Below are 16,796 nucleotides of genomic sequence, written 5' to 3' on the forward strand. Positions count from 1 at the left end.
TTAAAAGTCTTGATCTTCCTGAATAAATTCCGTTTCCCGCGTCAGGATATCGTGAATGTAGCAGAGCTCTACAACGGGAATTTTGACACTATACCCGCTCTCTATGACACTAAAGGCCTCGCGTAGCGTAGCCAGCTCGCGATCCGGACACTGCCCTCCAGTGTATTGGGCTGGGGAAGCGTGACGAATTAATCGCTCTATCAAACAGCTTATATGCACATACAGCGCGACCTTACGATCGTTAGGTACATCGCGCCCGGCCAGATGCTCATAGCGCAGCAAAAACTGCTCAACCTGGTTGATCACCTTAGCCGTATCGAGGATCGTCACCGACTCGATCACCCGGCGCAGCGAAAAGTTTTTCAGGATCAGGTTGTTGATCTCGCTGACCTGCTCCGCCGTCGCCAGTTCGCCAAAAATGCGCATCAGCGGACGACTCCCTTCGCCAGAGATCAGCGAATCCAGCGAGATCCAGGGTAGATCGGCAAGATGCGGATCCAGGGTGCCGACGATCGCCAGCACCTCATAGCGGCTTAGCATCGGCTCCCGTCGCGCGGGATCGGCAAGGGTCTCCACATCGCAGGCCACAATATCAATGCCAAGCGCTTCAGGAATGCTGGCTTTTAACAGCGCCGACAGATTCGCCGCCGCGCCCAGACCGGTCGCGCAGGTGGTTAAAATCGCCCGCGGCTTATCGGTTTGCGGGTAATAGAGCTGGTGCTCAACCGCAAGGTCATCGCCGATCTCGCGGACGATATCTTCCAGCATAACGCCCTGCAAAATGCGCTCCCCGACGTACATCGCCATACCGGTGGAGACATTGTTGATGATCGCCATCGGCGTACTCAGGCGACGATTAAAATGGCGGTGAATGGCGTTCAGCGATCCCATGTCGACCAGGATTATCAATCCTGATGCCAGGGCATGGCTCTCTATGTAGGCCATCACCTGGTTAGCGATAGCCTCCGGCGTCACGTCCAGCGGCATATCGAATGACTCAAAGAGCTGGCTTTTCAGCAAGCGGTTCGCCACGTTGGCGATGCTGCTGGCGGTAGCGTAACCGTGAGCGAGAATTATCGCCCGGGTCACCTGCTGCTGGCTGATGGCGCCATTCTTGTGGAACCACAGCACTAACAGCAGCAGGTCGATACGCTGGGGTTCAATATCCAGCTTCAGCGTCAACGCACCGAGGATCGCTTCGCAAAAGCGATACAGCAGCGGAAACTTCTGTACCAGGAAGTCCTCCAGCTGGCGGGTTTTTTCATTGTTTATCGTGGACTGCGGCTGTCGGGATCGGTGGATCAGGTAGTGGCTCAGCGCGTAGAGGCAGTTGCCGTTAAACTGGATATTGAAGCGCTTTTCCAGGCGATAATACTCCTCCCGAACCTGATGAGCGATCAGCAGCAGCATCTGCGAGCTACTGGAGTCATGATTATCAAAGATCAGCCGATCGAAGAGGGTTTCAATCTCTTCCCCCATGCTCCTTTGCGCCTCTTCCCAGACCGTTTTTTTATTCAGCACCGCTTCATACTGCGCCAGAACCCGACACTGAACGTCATAGATCAGCCCCTGTACCGGGTCGCGCGCGCGCAGCAGCCAGACCAGGCTGGTCTGCGGCTCGATAAGCAGCGGCTCCTGCTGGCCCATCGCTTCGCTGAGCGCTGGCGTCGCGGCCATGACATTTTCCGGCAGATCGTGCAGCGTCACGGTCAACATTTCGCGGCCCGGAGACCTGGCCCAGGCTGACGCCACGGCGTACTTCACCACATTCTTCAGCTCGCCGACGTTGCCCCGATAAACATACTGCGTCAGGACCTGCAACAATCGCGGCGTTAGTTGCAGCCGGGCGGCAAGCGTGCGCGCCTCCTGCCAGAAAAACTGTAGCGTTAGCGCCTCCTTCTCCTCGCGGCTACGGTGTTGAAGATCGGGCAAGCTAACCAGGATCGGAATTCGGCGCAGGAAGGTGGTGAGAAAAGTGCTGTGAATATCTTCGGTGGTGGCAAACACCAACCGCAGCGAAATCGGCAAGCCTTGCGCGGTATCCCCCACCCGGTAGATCTCCTTACGATCCAGCCAGGTGAACAGCTTCTCCTGTCCCTGAGCATCCAGGCGATGGACCTCATCGAGAAACAGCATCCCGCCGTTTGCCGCCTCAAACGCCCCCGCTTTATCGCTCTGCGCACCGGTAAACGCGCCTTTGACGTAGCCAAACAGGTTGGCGGCCAGCAGCTCCGGATTACTCGCATACTGCGCGCAGTTAAAGCTCACAAAGGGGGCATCGGGCGCCAGCAGCCCCTGGGCGATGGCGAACTCATGCATCAGCTCAGCCATATAGCTTTTGCCGGTCCCGCTGTCGCCGGTGATCAGCAGCGGTAGCCCGCCGTTAGGATAAAACAGCGCGGTTTTCATCTGCTCAATCGGTTTACGCAGGCTGCCGTCATGCCCGGTCAGCAACGAAAAATGGTCCGCCTGCTCCGGCTGGCGGTCGCTCTCCGCGAGTAACTCCGCCATGCTGGCATACTCACTGCGGGAAAGCGGGTAGAACTGCTGGCAAAAGGCTTTTTTATGCAGAAAATAGACCGGCCGGGTGTTGATTTTCACCAGCACGTCCTGAGCGACCAGCTGATTGAGATAATGGCTGGCGGTATTTCTTTGCATCGCGAAACGCCGGGCCAGCCAGCTGGCGGTAAAGACCTCGCTCAGGTTATCCGGATCGAAAAAATCGGTCTGATTTTGCAAAAAAGCCAACAGTTCCGTTTTACGCATCGCATCCCCCTCCTCGCCATTACGAAGGGATATGATGCGGGAAAAGAGAGGCTTATCGACGGCTCGTGCTGTTTTTTGCGGTCCAGCGCACACTCCCGGCTAAGCCGACTACGCGTCGGCCAGATCCATCGTCATTTCATACTGCTGCAGCGAGAGCGGCGTATAGCCGGCCGCGGCAAACAGCGGCGTAAAAGTTTCCGGGACCGTCACCGAAGTACCAATGCCCGGGAACTGCTGCGCCAGCGCCTTCAGCAGCTCACGCGCCAGCCCCTGGCGGCGGGCGGCGGGCTCCACCCACAAAAACGACAGTACAGGGCGCGAGCCCGCCGTCGTTAGAACCGCGAAGGCGCGCTGTTCCAGCGTCACGACCTGACATGGCAGAGTGGCGAAGGTGAGCGGATCCAGCAGCCAGGGAAGCTGGCTGTTACTCTCCTCAATGGCGCGCCGAAGCAGGGACAGGGTGGGATAAAGCTGCAATACGCCCGGCACCGGGGGCAGAAGTTCTGTACTCAGGTAGCCGCAGAGCCCATAGCGTCGCGTAAAGCCCAGCGACTGATACAGCGCGACGGCCGCATGGTTATCGCGGATCACCTCCAGGAATACCGTCTCGATCCCCTGCTGTTGCAAAAGCATCAGCAGCTCCTGCATCAGTTTCCGGCCCAGGCCTTTGCCGCGCCAGGCCGGGCGCAGGGCAAAGGCCGCCAGGCGAGCGGCACTCCCCCGGCGCGCGACGATCGCGATCGCCGCCGGTTCATCTCCGGCCAGCCAGACGCGGGAATCGACCAGGCTCATCCCCTCGGCGCTAAAACGCTGAACAAATCCCTCTACCGACTGGGTAACAGGCACCAGGTAGGCTTCAAAACAGGCGTTGAGAATATCCGTTAACTGCACGCTGCTGAACTGCGTGGCGGGAACGGCGGTCAGCTCCATACTTTTCTCCCGAAGGCTGCTATGCTGAGGTGATGAAAACTAACACTATAACTGCCGGTGCCGTATTACGCCTGACTCAGGAGAGCGATATCGCCCTTCTGCCCGCCATTGAACGTTCTGCCGCCCAGGCATTTCGCCAGATCCCTTCTCTCGCCTGGCTGGCGGACAGCGAGGTGATTAGCGTTGCGCGCCATCATGATTATCTGGAAACGGAGCATAGCCTGCTGGCGGTAGCCGCCGGGCAACCCGTTGGCTTTATTCTGACCGAACCGCTCGACGATGCGTTATTTATCGTCGAAGTCGCCGTCCACCAGGCCTGGCAGCAACAGGGCATCGGCCGGATGCTGCTGGAGCGGGTTATTGAGAGCGCACGGCAGATGGGCTACCCGGCGGTAACCCTCACCACCTTCCGCGAGGTGCCGTGGAATGCGCCGTTTTATACCCGTCTGGGATTCGCCATGCTCGATGAGCTGACCCTGCCCGCCGGGCTGGCGGCAAAAAGGGAACAGGAGACCCGGCACGGCCTGCCGCCCGAGTCGCGCTGCGCCATGCGCCTGGCGTTGTAGACTTCAGCACTGATTTCAGCGGCGCAATATGGTACAAAGTACCATTCAAAACTTACCCGTTGTTACCGTATGTCCTGGTCAATCGATATTATTTCCTGCATAACCGATCGCTTTGTGGAACTCACGGCGACCGAAAAACGCATTGCGCAGTTTATTCTCGATGATGTCGCGGCGGCGGCGGAGCTGCCCATCGCCGAGATAGCGCGTCTGACGCAAACCAGCCAGGCTTCGGTCACCCGTTTTGCCCGGGCACTCGGCTGTAAAGACGTCCGCGAGCTGAAGATGAAGCTTGCGCAATCTCTTGCGGTCGGCCAGCGGTTTATCCTCGATGTTCCGGATCTCGAAGGCGTCCAGGGGATCTATGAGTCAATCATCAGCGTACTGGAGACCAACCGGCGGGCGCTGGATATCGAGGCGCTGAAGCGCGCGGTGAGCTGGCTGAGCGATGCGCGGCAGATCCTCGCCCTGGGGATGGGCGGCGGTTCGACCATCTGCGCTCAGGAAATTCAGTATCGCCTGTTTCGCCTCGGTCTGCCGGTAGTCAGCCAGAGCGATGGTCTGCTGGTACGCATGATGAGCTCGGCGGTGACGCCGCAGGATGTGGTGATCGTGCTGTCTCTGGGCGGCTATACCCGGGAAATCATCGAGAGCGCGGCGATTGCCAGCCAGTACGGCGCGAAGGTTATTGCGATTACCCCCGCCGGAACGCCGCTGGCTGAACAGGCGGATCTGGTGCTACCGCTGCTGGTACGGGAAAACGACTATATCTTTAAGCCCAGCACTTCCCGTTACGCGATGCTGGCGATGGTCGATGTGCTGGCCACCGAACTGGCGATGGCCAACAAAACCCAGGCAAAAGGCAAATTACGCCGTATTAAGCTGGCGCTCGACAGCCACCGCGGCGGCGTCGATCGGCAGCCGCTGGGGGACTAACTTTTACTGGCGGAGATAAACCTCTCCGCCTGCTCGCGGGTACGTTCCACGGCCTGTCCGGCGCGATAAAGATCGCTGCCCAGACCGGCACCGGCGCACCCCGCCTGTATCCAGGTCGCCAGATTTTCCGGCGTCACGCCGCCGACCGCCAGCACCGGCACCTCCGGCGGCAACACCGCTTTCAGCGCGCGAATATAGTCCGCGCCGAATGCTGATGACGGAAAGATTTTCAGCCATTGCGCCCCGGCATCCAGTGCGCTAAACGCCTCGGAGGCCGTCGCGCAGCCGGCGCACACCAGCATCCCCTTATCTACCGCGCGGCGGATCACCGCCGGGGCCGTATTGGGCGTCACGATAAGTTTCGCCCCGGCTTCAGCGAGAAAATCAACCTGTTCAACCTTCAGCACCGTTCCCGCGCCAATCATCGCCCGCTCGCCAAACTGACGCACCATCGCCGGAATACTTTGCTGCCAGTCCGGCGAGTTGAGCGGGATTTCGATATAGCGAAAGCCTGCATTTATTAGCGTCTCAATATGATCTGCCGCCTCAGCGGGTTGAATGCCGCGTAAAATCGCCACCAGCTTAATCTTGTCCATCAATCATCCTCGCTATACCCGAAAGAAACGCCGCCTCGCCGGAGCAACGGGAAACGGCTAACCCACGCGCCGCCATCGCCTGCTGATAACGGACACTGAGCGAGTGCTCACCAACCAGCACCACGCGTCTGGCGCGATAGCGTTCGCTGAATGTCGCCACCTCCGCGCCAATCAACAGCCCGGAGAGATAATCGCTCACCGAAGTCGCCGCCAGCGCGCCTAACACCCGCGCGGCGCGGGCGCTAAAAAGCCCGGACAATAACGCCGGCTGATTTAACCCTTTTTCCATACCGAGGGCGAAAGCGGCTTCATCCGGCAACTGCGCAGGCAATTGCTGGCCGAGCAGCGAATGGTTAAGCAGCAGGTGATGCAGTTCGCCGGTCATCGCCGTGGCGAACTGGCGCACCACGCCGTTTTGCACCTGCACCCATTTGCAGTGGGTGCCGGGCATCACGTAACACTCCGCGGGCATCAGTTGCCAGGCGCCCAGCAGCTGCGTTTCTTCACCGCGCATTACGTCGTAATCTGCAGCCTGCGCCACTTTCAGCCCCGGCACGATCCACACTTTTTCCGCCACCTCATATAACTGACCGTTGAGCGCCTCCAGCGCCAGCGGGCAGGCCAGATAAGGCACCGGTTGCCATCCGGCATCGCTGCCGATCATGCCCGCCATCACCACCGGCAGCGCGGGGTCGCCGCGCCACGGCGCCAGCTGCTGCTGAAATACCGCTTCGGCGCGCTGCCCGTTCAGACGCGTGACGCCGCAGGGCAGTTTCAGCTTGTCGATGCATTCGCCATCACGCATCCGCCATGCCCGCAGCTGGGTGGAGCCCCAATCGACGGCAATATACTCGTTCATGATTGCCCCTTACCCGCGTGAGGTATGACGTTTGCCAATCGGCAGCGGCGGCGGCGTTGGGCGGCTTTCACGCTCGCGGGTAATCATCTCCAGCGCCTGCTCGCGGCTCATGCTGCTGGCCGGGGTCAGTAACGTCACCACAACCGAAGCCACCAGGCTCGTCAGCACCGCCGGAATACACGGGTTGCCCCAGAACGCCAGCCAGTCGCTATCCACCAGCACCGCAACCGATGCCCCGGCGCCGCCGGCCAGCGCGGCGACCGCGCCCTGCCAGTTAAAGCGTGTCCAGAAACGGCCAAGCATGGTGCAGATAAACATCCCGGACATAATCATCGAGATCATTTTGGTGATGTAGCTGATGATGTCGTTGGAGGTCAGGGCAAACAGCAGCGCCAGCGCAATCACCAGAACCAGGAAGATCCGCGACAGGCGAATCGCTTTCTCCGGCGCGGGCATATGGCCGGTCACCAGGGTGTAGAGGTCGCGCAGCATAATGGACACCGCGGCGATGGCATCAGAGCTACCGGAAGACATATTGGCCGACATCCCGGCAATCAGGATCGCCATCGCCAGCACCGGCGGCAGCACCTGAGTGGCAAACAAGAAAGCGAAGCCGCTGTTCTCCAGCTGCGGGTTCATGGTCCATACCGCCATACCGATGATCGCCGGCAGGAAGGAGAAGCCCAGATACAGCAGGCCGGTAATGGTAAAGGACTGGCGCACCGAGGAGACGGTCTTCGCTGAGTAAATACGCTGGCGATAAGAAGGCGTCGCCAGCACGCCGACGCCGATCACCATCGCCAATGATAGCGCCGGCAGCACGCCTAATTTATCGACCGCGAACAGGCTTTGCGCCGCCGGATCGACGGCCTGCTGAATATGGCTCCAGCCGCCAACGTGATGAACCGCCAGTATCGCCATTAAAATAAAGCCCACGAACAGCACAATCGATTGAATGGTATCGATCCACACCACCGCGGAATAGCCGCCGATACCGACATAAACCACAAAAGCCAGCGCGATAATAATTTTCGCGACATTAATATCAATGCCGCTGGCCCACGCCAGGTATAATCCGCCGCCTAATATATGCGCCCCCAGCCAGCCTATAGAGGCAATAAAAATAAGTATTGCGACGAGGTTTTTTATAATTTTACTGCCGCCAGTGTAATACGACATTTCTTCACTCATGGTCATGAAGCGAAGTTTACGTACCGGCGCGAATAACCATGCCACCAGCAGGATCCCCACCGCGCCGCCGAGGCCGTAAAGCATCCCGGCCCAGCCGTTGCTGTAGCCAAAGCCGACGGCGCCGACGCTGGAACCGGTCCCTACCATGGTGCCGACCGTCGAACCGAGAGTGAGGATCATCGGCAGCGAACGACCGCCAAGTAAAAAGTCTTCGCCGGTTTTCTGTTTGCGCGAAACGTACCAGCCTAAGGTAATCATCGCGCAGGCATAAACGGAAAACCAAATCATAAATGACATATTATTCATGGCTCACATCCAGACGTAATAAATAATATTCGTGCCGCTGAATATTATGAGTTAACAGGAACCATGCCTGAAAAAAGGCATAGCGAACCCAGTGGCACCGATTTATTTATTCACTCTGGTGCCGATATCACACTTTTTTGATGCTCCCTCCCGCAAAGGGAGGGATTTATTTTAGGTTTCGAGCGTTATTGTCGCGCAGCGTTAAAACAGGTCACATCCACTTCGACTTTACAATCCACCACCAGGTCCGCTACGCAGCAGATGCGGGCAGGCGGGTTGTCGCCAAAGAACTCGCGAAATACCTTATTGAACGACTGAAAATAGCGCGCATCGGTGAGGATCACTTTAACATGCACCACGTCGGCCAGGGTGTAGCCCGCTTCGGTCATGATATCTACGCAGTTCTGAATCGCCAGACGCGACTGGTCGACAATCCCGCCTTCCAAGACTTCGCCATTTTTCATCGGCGTCTGGCCGGAAACGTACAGCCAGCCTCCCGCTTCCACCGCCCGCGCGAACGGCAGGTGCTGCCCGCCGGTACCGGTACCACCTTCTACGCCATAACGCTTGATACTCATACTCAACTCCTTAGTCCATCCGACGACGCAGGAAACGCCCTGCCCGTCCGGTAATTTTCTTATCACTGCCGTAGCTCATCACGCCGTTGACCATCACCGCCTCAATGCCGTCCGCCGGTCGTTTCGGGTCGGAGAAACTGGCGACATCGCGCACCGTCTGCGGGTCAAACAGCACCAGGTCGGCAAAGTAGCCAATTTTCACCAGCCCGCGATCCGCCAGCTGGAAGCGCGCCGCCGACAGCCCGGTCATCTTGTGTACCGCGGTAGTCAGCGGGAATAGCTGCTCGTCGCGGCTATAGTGGCCGAGCACCCGCGGGAAGGCGCCCCACAGGCGCGGATGCGGCATCGGATCGTTCGGCAGCCCGTCAGAGCCAATCATGGTGACCGGATAGCGCATCACCCGCCGTACGTCCTGCTCATCCATGTTGTGATAAATAGCGCCCGCCGGCATCAGCCGCGCCGCGGCGTCGTGCAGGCTCACCTGCCACTCATCGGCGATCTGCTGCAGCGTTTTCCCCGCCTGCTCCGGCTGCGCTTCGGACCAGGTAATCACGATATCAAACTCGTCGGTCACCTGCTTCATATCCAGCGTCGACGAGCTGGCGGAGTAGGGATAACAGTCGCAGGCGATATCCTGCTGCTGGCGCATCTCATCGAAAAACGCCAGCGTCTCTTTGGTACGCCCCCAGTTTTTTGCCCCGGCGCACTTGTGGTGCGAAACCACCACCGGCACGTTGCCGTGACGGCCAATACGGAAGGCTTCGTCCAGCGCCTCGAGAATCGGCTCAAACTCTGAACGTAAATGGGTGGTATAGACGCCCTTCCCGGCCGCCAGCTCTTCCGCCAGCGCCATCACCTCCTCGGTGGTCGACTGGAAGGCGCTGGCGTAGGCCAGCCCGGTACTGAGCCCTAATGCTCCCTGGCGCAGCGCATCGCGTAGCTGTACGCGCATGCCGGCGATTTCCGTCTCGTTCGCCGGACGAAACAGATCGTCCATATGGTTATTACGCAGCGCGGTGTGACCGATTAACGTGCCGACATTCAGCGACGGTCGCGCCGCCTCCACCGCATGGGCATAAGCCTCCACGGTGGGATAGATAAAGTGTTGCTGCTCGCCGAGGAGATTCATCGGGTCCGGCACTTCCCCCCGCATGGTGGCGGTCGCCGCACTGATCCCGCAGTTGCCGACGATCACCGTCGTCACCCCCTGGCTGAGCTTCGGCAAGTACTCCGGCATGCGGATCACGTTGATATCATCATGGGTATGCACATCAATAAAGCCCGGCGCCAGTACCCGCCCCTGGCCATCAATCACCTGCTCCGCCGCAACGTCCAGCGCCGGGGCGATAGCCATAATTCGATCGCCCTTCACCGCCACATCAGCACGGTATTGCGGCCCGCCGCTCCCGTCGATCACCGTGACGTTTTTGAAAAGCCAGTCAACTTTCATAGCAATTACTCCCTTTCGACATGCCGATAAGTTAACCATTTACAAGCGCAAAAAACAGTAGAAAACTACGCAAAACTCAGATCGTTTTGTGATACTTTTATTCAAAACGAATAACATTTTTATATTAAAAATATATTTATCAAATAGTTATAAATGATACCCAGCGACTAACCGATTATAAACCCTGAAAGGATAGTGTTATGAAATACCATTCAGCACCGCTCATCCCGCACAAATCCGCCCTCATGTCCGCGCCGGCTAATCTGCTGGCGGAAGAGGTCTGTCTACCCGCCGCGCTGCTAAAAAAGTCGGCGCTGGAAAATAATATTTCATGGATGCAGCGCTACGCCGACGCCCGCGGCGTATCGCTGGCGCCGCATGGTAAAACGACAATGACGCCATGGATATTTCAGGCGCAGCAGCGAGCGGGGGCGTGGGGGATCGGCGTGGGCAGCGCCTGGCAGGCGAGCGCGGCGATGGCCAGCGGCATCCAACGCGTCCTGATGGTTAATCAGCTGGTCGGCAAAGCCAATATGCAGGTGGTCGCGCAGCTAAAAGCCCACTATCGGGCGGTGGATTTTATCTGCTGCGTCGATAGCGAGGTCAACGTGCGCGCCCTCTCCACATTCTTCGCAGACCAGGGACAAACGCTGGATGTGCTGATTGAACTTGGCGTGCCTGGCGGGCGCTGCGGCTGTCGTAGCGTTGATGACGCGCTGGCGCTGGCGCAGCGGGTAAGCGACCTGCCGGGGTTACGGCTACGCGGACTGGAATTGTATGAAGGGGTGCTGCACGGCGACGATCCGCAGCCGCAGGTGGAAGCGCTGTTACAGCAGGCCGCGGCGCTTGCCTGCCGCATGGAGCCGCTGGTTGACGGCGAATTTATTCTCACCGGCGCGGGCACCGTCTGGTATGACGTGGTGTGCAACATCTGGCTGGCGGCGGCAAAACCGCGCCGCTGCCGTATCGTCATCCGCCCTGGCTGTTATATCACCCACGATCGCGGGATCTACGATCTCGCCCAACAAGCGCTGATCGCCCGCGATCCGATTGCCTGCGATCTCGCCGGCGATCTCACTTCAGCGCTGGAGCTGATGGCGATGGTGCAATCGGTGCCGGAGGCGGATCGCGCGGTAGTGAATTTCGGCAAGCGCGACTGCGCTTTCGACGCCGGGCTGCCGCAGCCGATCGCCCATTATCGTAATGGCCAGCAGTTAGCGCTGCGCGCGGAGTCGATCGTCAGCACCGGCATCATGGATCAGCATTGTATGCTGCGCCTGGCGCCGGGCAGCGATGTGCAGGTCGGCGATATTCTGCTGTTCGGCACCTCGCACCCCTGTCTGACCTTTGATAAGTGGAAGACGTTGCTGCTGGTCGATGACGACTACAACGTGCTGGACGAGCTCGACACGCTGTTTTGACAGGCATCCGGATAGCGGCGCTTCGCGCCTTACCCGGGCTACACAACCCGCGACGTTCGGTAGCCCGGCTAAGCGTAGCGCGAGCCGGGGGATGTATCGGGTAGCGGCGCTTCGCGCCTTACCCGCCCTGGCGCAAGGCGCAAATCTCATCATGCAATGAACGACTGATAATGACCCCCTGCCGTTCACTCTGCTGGCGGCAGGCAAAACGCCGCTCGCCCGGCAGCCGCGCGCCCTGATCCTGCATCGCATTGAACAGCGTTTCGGCGCGCGCCAGCTGCTCTGGTGCCTGCGCGCCGAGAAAGCGCTGCGGATCCAGCGCCAGAATCAGCTCGCCGCCGTAGGGGAGACCGCCCGCGCCGTTATCCCACGCCAGCGATTCGGCGCTGGTCATATCGCCAATAAGCGGCCCGGCCAACAGCTCAACCATTGCCGCCAGCGCCGAGCCCTTATGGCCGCCGAAAGTCAACATCGCGCCGTTCAGCACCTCTGCGGCATCGGTCGTTGGCTGTCCCTGACTGTCGATTCCCCAGCCTTCCGGTAGCGCTTTGCCGCTGCGCTGATGCAGCTGGATCTCGCCGCGCGCCGCGGCGCTGGTCGCCATATCAACAATAAACGGCGGTTTGTCCCGCCGCGGCCAGCCAAAAGCTATAGGATTGGTGCCGAACAGCGGACGCGTGCCGCCCGCCGGGGCGACCCAGGCGTGGCTTGGCGTGCAGGCCAGCCCCACCAGCCCTGCCTCGGTCAACGGCTCAATATCGGCAAACAGCGCGGAAAAATGAACGCAGCGATTGATTGCCAGCGCCGCAATGCCATTGTGGCGCGCCTTCTCCAGCAGCAGCGGCAGCGCGCGCTCGTAGGCCAGCAATGAAAAAGCGCCCCCGGCGTCCGCCCGCGCAATCGCCGGCGCCTGGTCATGGATCTGCGGCTCGGCATCGGGCGATACCTTACCTTTGCGCAGGGTATCGACAATGCCCAACAGCCGCCACAGGCCGTGGGAAGCGCAGCCGTCGCGCTCCCCGGCGGTCACATTGCGGGCAATCGCCGCCGCGTGGTCGGCGCTAAATCCATTGGCGCTGAGTACCTCCAGCGCCAGGTCATAAGCTTCAGGTAACGATAGAGTTACCGACTCCATACTGTTCTCCTTTACTCTTCTTCGTCTCCGCTAAAGTTAGCCTGCGGCAGGCAGCTGCGCGCGCCCCAGTAGTAAATCCCCAACGACATCGCCGCCATCCGGAAGGTGAAGGGCGCGCGGCTGATTGCCCGCCCCTCCGTGCACAACGCGCTGTTTGAAACCGCCGACGGCGGCGGCGTGGTTTACTGGCAGAAACTGATCCTCTGCTGCAGCGCTGGCAGCGCTTCGCCGCGGCCATCAACCGCACCTTCCGGCTGGCGGAGTCGTTGAAAAACGCGGCGACGCCGGAGAGCCTGCTGTGCCGTTGCGAAGATGTGCGCTGCGTCGACGTGGCTGCCGCCGACGACTGGCTGCAGGCCAAACTGACCCAGCGCCCGCTGGCTGTATGGCTGGCCGCTGCCGCAGCCGAGAGAGCCGCTGTCCCCCGCCCGCGCGGAAACGCTTATTGCCCTCGCCAGGCTGAGCGCCGAGCCGTAACCGCTACTCTTCTTCATCACCGCGCCCGGCAGGGACGCCAAGCGCAATAAACTCCTCCAGCAGGGAGGTCAGTTGCTGCAGCTTTTCCGTGGTGAACTGGGCCTCCAGCAGGCGATAGGTTTCTTCCACCTCCGCCTGGGCGCTTTCGTACAGCGCAGTTCCGGCAGGCGTCAGCGAGACGTACAGCTTGCGCTGATCGTTAACTGGCTTTAAGCGCAGCACCAGCCCATCCCGCTCCATGCGCGTCAAAATCCCGGTCAGGCTGGGGCGCAGGATACAGGCGCGAAAGGCCAGATCGTGAAAGTCCATCGACGGACGTTCGGCGAGAATTCGCACGATCCGCCACTGCTGTTCGGTGAGATTGTGCCGTTTGACGATCGGTCGAAAGTAGGCCATCGCCGCTTCACGCGCCTGCAACAAGGCAATGGTTAATGAATCATGCATAGTATCCCCTCAACAGCCTCACCAAAAACTTATTAATAACTTAATAATTAGCGTTAATCCTGCCATGTACAACCGGTTTCTGCACCTGAAAAGTACCAGTCTTTTCCTGAAAAATATTCAAATTATTGATTTACAACAAATAAGTAATTGCTATGTAAATATTGTGTTAATCCGATCACAAAACATTCACTTCCAGTTGCTAAACCTCAGCGCAAAGCATAAAAGATGATCATTAATATATTAACGAAATCCCTTTGAACCGAAATCTGTCCCAGAGGAGTGGTGAATGAAAGGTACCATCTTCGCCGTTGCGCTCAATCATCGCAGCCAGCTCGACGCCTGGCGCGAGGCGTTTCAACAGGCCCCCTACAAGACGCCGCCGAAAACCGCGGTCTGGTTTATCAAGCCGCGCAATACCGTAATTGGCGATGGCGAAGCGATCCCGTATCCGCAGGGCGAGACCGTACAAAGCGGCGCAACGGTGGCGCTGATTGTCGGCAAAACCGCGCGTAAAGTGGCGGCGGAAGAGGCGGCGAACTATATCGCTGGCTACGCGCTGGCTAACGATGTGAGTCTGCCGGAAGAGAGTTTTTATCGCCCGGCGATCAAAGCCAAGTGCCGCGATGGCTTCTGCCCCATCGGCACGCTATCGGCGGTACGCAACGTCGACGATCTGACCATCATCACCGAAATCAACGGCCGCGAGGCGGATAGCTGGCATACCGGCGATCTGCAGCGTAATGCCGCGCAGCTGCTGAGCGCCTTGAGCGAGTTCGCCACCCTCAATCCCGGCGACGCGATCCTTATCGGCACGCCCCACTCCCGCGTCACGCTGCGCCCCGGCGACCGGGTACGTATTCTCGCCGACGGTTTCCCGGCGCTCGAAAACCCGGTTGTCGCAGAAGGAGAGCTGGCATGAAACAGGCACGCATTGAATGGCAAGGACAGGTACGCGACGTGCTGGTCAATGAACGCGACCAGGTGCGCCTGGACGATGGCACGGTATTAAAAGAAGGTGAATTCCGCTGGCTGCCGCCCGCCGACGGCACGCTGTTCGCGCTGGGGCTGAATTACGCCGATCACGCCAGCGAGCTGGAATTTAAACCGCCAACCGAGCCGTTGGTGTTTATCAAAGCGCCGAACACCTTTACTGGCCACCAGCAGCAGTCGGTACGCCCGGATAACGTCGAATACATGCACTACGAAGCCGAACTGGTGGTGGTGATTGGGAAAACCGCGCGCCGCGTCAGCGAAGCCGAGGCTATGGATTATGTCGCCGGCTATACCGTGTGCAATGACTACGCGATCCGCGACTATCTGGAAAACTACTACCGCCCGAACCTGCGGGTGAAAAGCCGCGACACCCTGACGCCGATCGGCCCGTGGATCGTCAGCAAAGAGGCGATCCCGGATCCGCATAATCTGGCCCTGCGCACCTGGGTCAACGGCGAGCTGCGCCAGCAGGGCACCACCGCCGATCTGATCTTCAGCATCCCGTTCCTCATCGCTTATTTAAGCGAATTTATGACCCTGCAACCGGGCGACATGATCGCCACCGGCACGCCGAAAGGGCTATCCGACGTGGTACCGGGCGACGAGGTGATCGTTGAAGTCGAGGGCGTGGGCCGCCTGGTCAACCATATCATCAGCCAGCAAGCGTATGAGGAGACACTGTCATGAAAAAGATTAACCATTGGATCAACGGTAAAAACGTTGCCGGCGCAGACTATTTTCATACCACCAACCCGGCCACCGGCGAGGTACTGGCGGAAGTCGCCTCCGGCGGTGAAGCCGAAATAAACCAGGCGGTGGCGGCGGCAAAAGAGGCCTTTCCGAAGTGGGCTAACCTGCCGATGAAAGAGCGCGCGCGCCTGATGCGCCGCCTGGGGGATCTGATCGATCAGAACGTCCCGAAGATCGCGGCGATGGAAACCGCCGATACCGGCCTGCCGATCCACCAGACCAAAAACGTGTTGATCCCGCGCGCCTCACACAATTTCGAATTTTTCGCCGAAGTATGCCAGCAGATGAACGGCAAGACCTATCCGGTCGACGACAAGATGCTGAACTACACCCTCGTGCAGCCGGTTGGCGTCTGCGCGCTGGTGTCGCCGTGGAACGTGCCGTTTATGACCGCCACCTGGAAGGTGGCGCCGTGCCTGGCGCTGGGGAATACCGCGGTGCTGAAAATGTCCGAACTGTCGCCGCTGACCGCCGATCGTCTGGGCGAGCTGGCGCTGGAAGCCGGGATCCCGGCTGGCGTACTCAATGTGGTGCAGGGCTACGGCGCCACCGCCGGCGACGCGCTGGTGCGCCATCATGATGTGCGCGCCGTCTCCTTCACCGGCGGCACCGCCACCGGCCGCAACATCATGAAAAACGCCGGTCTGAAAAAGTACTCCATGGAGCTGGGCGGAAAATCGCCGGTGCTGATTTTTGAAGATGCCGATATCGAGCGCGCGCTTGACGCCGCGCTGTTCACCATCTTCTCGATCAACGGCGAACGCTGCACCGCCGGCTCGCGCATCTTTATTCAGCAGAGTATCTACCCCGAGTTCGTTAAACGCTTCGCCGAGCGCGCCAATCGCCTGCGCGTAGGCGATCCGACCGATCCGAACACCCAAGTCGGCGCGCTGATTAGCCAGCAGCACTGGGAGAAAGTGTCCGGCTACATTCGCCTCGGCATCGAAGAGGGGGCCACCCTGCTGGCCGGCGGCGCGGATAAACCGTCCGACCTGCCGGCGCATCTGAAAGCCGGCAACTTCCTGCGCCCGACGGTGCTGGCGGATGTCGACAACCGTATGCGCGTCGCCCAGGAAGAGATTTTTGGCCCGGTCGCCTGCCTGCTGCCGTTCAAAGACGAAGCGGAAGGGCTGCGCCTGGCGAACGATGTGGAATACGGCCTGGCGTCGTATATCTGGACCCAGGACGTCAGCAAAGTGCTGCGTCTGGCGCGCGGTATTGAAGCCGGGATGGTGTTCGTCAACACCCAGAACGTGCGCGACCTGCGTCAGCCGTTCGGCGGCGTGAAGGCCTCCGGCACCGGCCGCGAAGGCGGCGAGTACAGCTTTGAAGTGTTCGCCGAAATGAAAAACGTCTGCATCTCGATGGGCGACCATCCGATCCCGAAATGGGGAGTCTGAT

16 protein-coding genes and 2 pseudogenes are annotated in these 16,796 nt (G+C 59.6%); 9 read left to right on the plus strand and 9 right to left on the minus strand.

The features are described from left to right. Entirely contained in the window at window positions 1-2,766 is a 2,766-nt protein-coding gene (locus AB1E37_RS21955) for a sigma 54-interacting transcriptional regulator (RefSeq protein WP_004222493.1), read from the minus strand. Window positions 2,767-2,874: 108 nt separating this feature from the next. After that, a complete protein-coding gene (locus AB1E37_RS21960) occupies window positions 2,875-3,696 on the minus strand; it encodes a GNAT family N-acetyltransferase (protein ID WP_032448242.1) in 822 nt (273 codons plus the stop codon). Between the two features lie 32 nt (window positions 3,697-3,728). On the opposite strand from AB1E37_RS21960, the gene AB1E37_RS21965 reads away from it, so the two are divergent. Together AB1E37_RS21965 and AB1E37_RS21970 are read left to right on the plus strand one after the other, a co-directional pair. Then, a complete protein-coding gene (locus tag AB1E37_RS21965; RefSeq protein WP_002887560.1) occupies window positions 3,729-4,262 on the plus strand; it encodes a GNAT family N-acetyltransferase in 534 nt (177 codons plus the stop codon). A 69-nt stretch (window positions 4,263-4,331) separates the two neighbouring features. Next, entirely contained in the window at window positions 4,332-5,195 is an 864-nt protein-coding gene (locus AB1E37_RS21970; protein ID WP_004177525.1) for a MurR/RpiR family transcriptional regulator, read from the plus strand. Here AB1E37_RS21970 and AB1E37_RS21975 read toward each other — a convergent pair. The 5 genes from AB1E37_RS21975 to AB1E37_RS21995 all read right to left on the minus strand — a co-directional run bounded on the left by AB1E37_RS21975 (window position 5,192) and on the right by AB1E37_RS21995 (window position 10,175). Beyond that, a complete protein-coding gene (locus AB1E37_RS21975) occupies window positions 5,192-5,791 on the minus strand; it encodes a 2-dehydro-3-deoxy-6-phosphogalactonate aldolase (protein ID WP_004146077.1) in 600 nt (199 codons plus the stop codon). The two genes, AB1E37_RS21970 and AB1E37_RS21975, sit on opposite strands and share 4 nt — an antisense overlap. Next, window positions 5,778-6,650 (minus strand): 2-dehydro-3-deoxygalactonokinase, encoded by an 873-nt coding sequence (locus AB1E37_RS21980; protein ID WP_004222486.1) that lies wholly within the window; start codon window positions 6,648-6,650, stop codon window positions 5,778-5,780. Before AB1E37_RS21980 ends, AB1E37_RS21975 begins: the two co-directional genes overlap by 14 nt. A gap of 9 nt (window positions 6,651-6,659) precedes the next feature. Beyond that, window positions 6,660-8,147 carry a sodium:solute symporter family protein gene (locus tag AB1E37_RS21985; RefSeq protein ID WP_004222484.1) on the minus strand — a complete coding sequence of 496 codons (1,488 nt, stop codon included), beginning with the start codon at window positions 8,145-8,147 and terminating at the stop codon, window positions 6,660-6,662. A gap of 185 nt (window positions 8,148-8,332) precedes the next feature. Beyond that, the gene (locus AB1E37_RS21990; protein ID WP_004222482.1) at window positions 8,333-8,725 is read right to left on the minus strand and encodes a RidA family protein; all 393 of its coding nucleotides are present in this window, start codon (window positions 8,723-8,725) and stop codon (window positions 8,333-8,335) included. 10 nt (window positions 8,726-8,735) lie between these two features. Continuing rightward, complete coding sequence (locus AB1E37_RS21995) at window positions 8,736-10,175, minus strand: amidohydrolase family protein (RefSeq protein ID WP_002887553.1); 1,440 nt, start codon at window positions 10,173-10,175, stop codon at window positions 8,736-8,738. Between AB1E37_RS21995 and AB1E37_RS22000 the strand changes: the two are divergent. Together AB1E37_RS22000 and AB1E37_RS22005 are read left to right on the plus strand one after the other, a co-directional pair. Continuing rightward, window positions 10,153-10,332: pseudogene (locus AB1E37_RS22000) on the plus strand (hypothetical protein). The gene AB1E37_RS21995 and the pseudogene AB1E37_RS22000 sit on opposite strands and share 23 nt — an antisense overlap. Before the next feature lie 43 nt (window positions 10,333-10,375). After that, a complete protein-coding gene (locus AB1E37_RS22005) occupies window positions 10,376-11,596 on the plus strand; it encodes an amino acid deaminase (protein ID WP_004177531.1) in 1,221 nt (406 codons plus the stop codon). 118 nt (window positions 11,597-11,714) lie between these two features. On the opposite strand, the gene AB1E37_RS22010 is transcribed toward AB1E37_RS22005, so the two are convergent. Then, window positions 11,715-12,731: an Ldh family oxidoreductase gene (locus AB1E37_RS22010; RefSeq protein WP_004222478.1), complete on the minus strand. Its 1,017-nt coding sequence runs from the start codon at window positions 12,729-12,731 to the stop codon at window positions 11,715-11,717. Window positions 12,732-12,943: 212 nt separating this feature from the next. Here AB1E37_RS22010 and AB1E37_RS22015 point away from each other — a divergent pair. Next, window positions 12,944-13,208, plus strand: a pseudogene (locus tag AB1E37_RS22015) (FAD/NAD(P)-binding oxidoreductase); the annotation flags it as partial. A gap of 3 nt (window positions 13,209-13,211) precedes the next feature. Here the strand turns inward: AB1E37_RS22015 and hpaR are convergent. After that, window positions 13,212-13,652, minus strand: a complete 441-nt coding sequence (gene hpaR, locus AB1E37_RS22020; protein ID WP_002887503.1) for a homoprotocatechuate degradation operon regulator HpaR — start codon at window positions 13,650-13,652, stop codon at window positions 13,212-13,214. A 64-nt stretch (window positions 13,653-13,716) separates the two neighbouring features. Between hpaR and AB1E37_RS22025 the strand changes: the two genes are divergently transcribed. From AB1E37_RS22025 to hpaE, 4 genes are read left to right on the plus strand one after another with little or no spacing between them, the layout of a single operon-like run. Next, window positions 13,717-13,881, plus strand: a complete 165-nt coding sequence (locus tag AB1E37_RS22025; protein WP_020805208.1) for a hypothetical protein — start codon at window positions 13,717-13,719, stop codon at window positions 13,879-13,881. Between the two features lie 57 nt (window positions 13,882-13,938). Then, window positions 13,939-14,571, plus strand: a complete 633-nt coding sequence (locus AB1E37_RS22030; protein WP_004146085.1) for a fumarylacetoacetate hydrolase family protein — start codon at window positions 13,939-13,941, stop codon at window positions 14,569-14,571. Next, the gene (locus AB1E37_RS22035) at window positions 14,568-15,332 is read left to right on the plus strand and encodes a fumarylacetoacetate hydrolase family protein (RefSeq protein ID WP_004177534.1); all 765 of its coding nucleotides are present in this window, start codon (window positions 14,568-14,570) and stop codon (window positions 15,330-15,332) included. The genes AB1E37_RS22030 and AB1E37_RS22035 overlap by 4 nt, the downstream gene beginning before the upstream one ends. Continuing rightward, a complete protein-coding gene (hpaE, locus tag AB1E37_RS22040; protein ID WP_004222460.1) occupies window positions 15,329-16,795 on the plus strand; it encodes a 5-carboxymethyl-2-hydroxymuconate semialdehyde dehydrogenase in 1,467 nt (488 codons plus the stop codon). Before AB1E37_RS22035 ends, hpaE begins: the two co-directional genes overlap by 4 nt. The last annotated feature ends 1 nt before the right edge of the window (window position 16,796 follow it).

This window comes from Klebsiella sp. Shm-1, from assembly GCF_040804525.1.
In the GTDB taxonomy this organism is placed as follows: Bacteria; Pseudomonadota; Gammaproteobacteria; order Enterobacterales; family Enterobacteriaceae; genus Klebsiella; species Klebsiella pneumoniae.

Coding starts and splice junctions, on each gene's coding strand:
- AB1E37_RS21980 (WP_004222486.1), bottom strand. CDS start 6,650: ATGAACGAGTATATTGCCGTCGATTGGGGCTCCACCCAGCTGCGGGCA.
- AB1E37_RS21990 (WP_004222482.1), bottom strand. CDS start 8,725: ATGAGTATCAAGCGTTATGGCGTAGAAGGTGGTACCGGTACCGGCGGG.
- AB1E37_RS21995 (WP_002887553.1), bottom strand. CDS start 10,175: ATGAAAGTTGACTGGCTTTTCAAAAACGTCACGGTGATCGACGGGAGC.
- AB1E37_RS21960 (WP_032448242.1), bottom strand. CDS start 3,696: ATGGAGCTGACCGCCGTTCCCGCCACGCAGTTCAGCAGCGTGCAGTTA.
- AB1E37_RS22005 (WP_004177531.1), top strand. CDS start 10,376: ATGAAATACCATTCAGCACCGCTCATCCCGCACAAATCCGCCCTCATG.
- AB1E37_RS21955 (WP_004222493.1), bottom strand. CDS start 2,766: ATGCGTAAAACGGAACTGTTGGCTTTTTTGCAAAATCAGACCGATTTT.
- hpaR (WP_002887503.1), bottom strand. CDS start 13,652: ATGCATGATTCATTAACCATTGCCTTGTTGCAGGCGCGTGAAGCGGCG.
- AB1E37_RS21965 (WP_002887560.1), top strand. CDS start 3,729: ATGAAAACTAACACTATAACTGCCGGTGCCGTATTACGCCTGACTCAG.
- AB1E37_RS22025 (WP_020805208.1), top strand. CDS start 13,717: ATGTACAACCGGTTTCTGCACCTGAAAAGTACCAGTCTTTTCCTGAAA.
- AB1E37_RS22030 (WP_004146085.1), top strand. CDS start 13,939: ATGAAAGGTACCATCTTCGCCGTTGCGCTCAATCATCGCAGCCAGCTC.
- AB1E37_RS21975 (WP_004146077.1), bottom strand. CDS start 5,791: ATGGACAAGATTAAGCTGGTGGCGATTTTACGCGGCATTCAACCCGCT.
- hpaE (WP_004222460.1), top strand. CDS start 15,329: ATGAAAAAGATTAACCATTGGATCAACGGTAAAAACGTTGCCGGCGCA.
- AB1E37_RS21970 (WP_004177525.1), top strand. CDS start 4,332: ATGTCCTGGTCAATCGATATTATTTCCTGCATAACCGATCGCTTTGTG.
- AB1E37_RS22035 (WP_004177534.1), top strand. CDS start 14,568: ATGAAACAGGCACGCATTGAATGGCAAGGACAGGTACGCGACGTGCTG.
- AB1E37_RS21985 (WP_004222484.1), bottom strand. CDS start 8,147: ATGAATAATATGTCATTTATGATTTGGTTTTCCGTTTATGCCTGCGCG.
- AB1E37_RS22010 (WP_004222478.1), bottom strand. CDS start 12,731: ATGGAGTCGGTAACTCTATCGTTACCTGAAGCTTATGACCTGGCGCTG.